At 42.8% G+C, this 1,555-nt stretch carries 1 protein-coding gene; it reads right to left on the bottom strand.

The window, feature by feature from the left end; genetic code table 11:
• Window positions 1-291: 291 nt before the first annotated feature.
• Window positions 292-1,440, bottom strand: coding sequence for a chromate efflux transporter (gene chrA / locus A3735_RS26050; protein ID WP_068513329.1), 1,149 nt, complete (start codon window positions 1,438-1,440; stop codon window positions 292-294).
• Window positions 1,441-1,555: the final 115 nt, after the last annotated feature.

The raw sequence follows: 1,555 nt of genomic DNA, 5'->3' as shown, positions 1-1,555 counted from the left end.
CCTAACACGTTCCCACTTAGCCGAATCTTTCCGCTCCATATCTCTACGAATAAGATCTCGTAAATACTCACTGGGAGTCTCATATTCTCCGTTTAAGCCGGTACATTCTTCTAAGTGGCTGCGTAAGCTGCCAGAAACTCGTAACGTAACATTTGGGTTGGCCATATAATCATCCTCAAGTTGCACATATATATATTAATAGATAGTGCAACCTTTGACTAGAAATACATTGAAGAAGAACCCTGGCAGTGGAAGTAACGATTGTTTAGTGGCTTTGCTTATTACACTACTTTATGAAAACCAAGCACGTAACAAACCATAAACAAGAACCAATAGAATGATCCGAATAATTGACAGTTTGAAGGAACGCAGTAAAACAAAAATACTTGCGACAACGGCCATATCTATAGGCTCTTTTACAGAAGTAATAAATACAGGGCTATAGAGCGTTGCTGCTAATAAACCCACCACGCTTGCATTAACACCCACAATGGCACCCGACACTCTTGGATGCTCGGCCAAAACTTTCCAGTGTTGGTTAAACGCTAAGACAAGTAAGAACCCCGGCAAGAAAATCCCCAATGTAGCAATAAATGCGCCTATTAGCGGGCTCTCGTAACTCATCGCCCCTAAGTACGTTGCGAAAGTGAACAAGGGCCCTGGCAACGCTTGGGCGACCGCATAACCGGTGATAAAGCTTTCATGTCCTATGGATTGGGCGAAATAATCTTGTAGTAAAGGCAGCACCACATGGCCACCACCAAAGACTAAACTACCAGCGAGGAAGGTTTCAGAAAACAAGGCAAAGCCATCTAGAGCGCCGGATAGGCACACAACGAAGAGCACAATAAAAAATAATGTACTGAATGAAAATGACAAACCGATACGGCCAGCTTTCTCTACAGACTTGCTACGTAAAGAAAATAAACCAAACATTGCGGCAGCCGAAATACAGAGTATTTGTACAAACGGAATGGGGAAAAGCCATATGATGAGGCATGTAACGAATGCCAGTAGTTGCGTTGTTTTAGTTTGGCAAAAGGACTTCCCCATCGATAATACTGCGTCAGCCACTACCGCAACTGCAAGTAACTTAAATGCGTGAATAAGAGAATCTAGAATAGCGTTGGAACCAAAGCTCGTTAAACCCACGGCTACTAGCAGCATGATTAGGAAAGAAGGCAGGGTAAACCCTACAAAAGCCAAGACTCCTCCAAGTAAGCCCATACGATGAAGGCCTATAGCGAATCCTACCTGACTAGATCCGGGGCCAGGTAGAAACTGGCTTAAAGCGATTAGCTGGCTATATGAAGATTCGGAAATCCACTTTTTGTTTTCAACGAAGGTTTTACGAAAGTAGCCTAAGTGAGCGGCTGGCCCACCAAAACTAGTGCAACCTAAGATAAAGAACTGGGTAAACAACGATATCGCGTTTTTCATAAGAGCTAAGAAGAATAAGATAAAGTGGAAAAATGATATTTAGGGCCATGATATTTAGACTAAGAGTAAAAACGCCTGCTTTTACTCTTAGCCCAATTGTCGCTCGACATAATAC

The sequence above is a fragment of the Oleiphilus sp. HI0061 genome, from assembly GCF_001635675.1.
The sequence above is the reverse complement of the archived record's forward strand: the minus strand, read 5'-3'. Positions and strand labels throughout refer to the sequence as shown.

What these genes read in the sequence shown, in the direction of transcription:
- chrA (WP_068513329.1), bottom strand. Translation starts at nt 1,440, where the DNA reads ATGAAAAACGCGATATCGTTGTTTACCCAGTTCTTTATCTTAGGTTGC.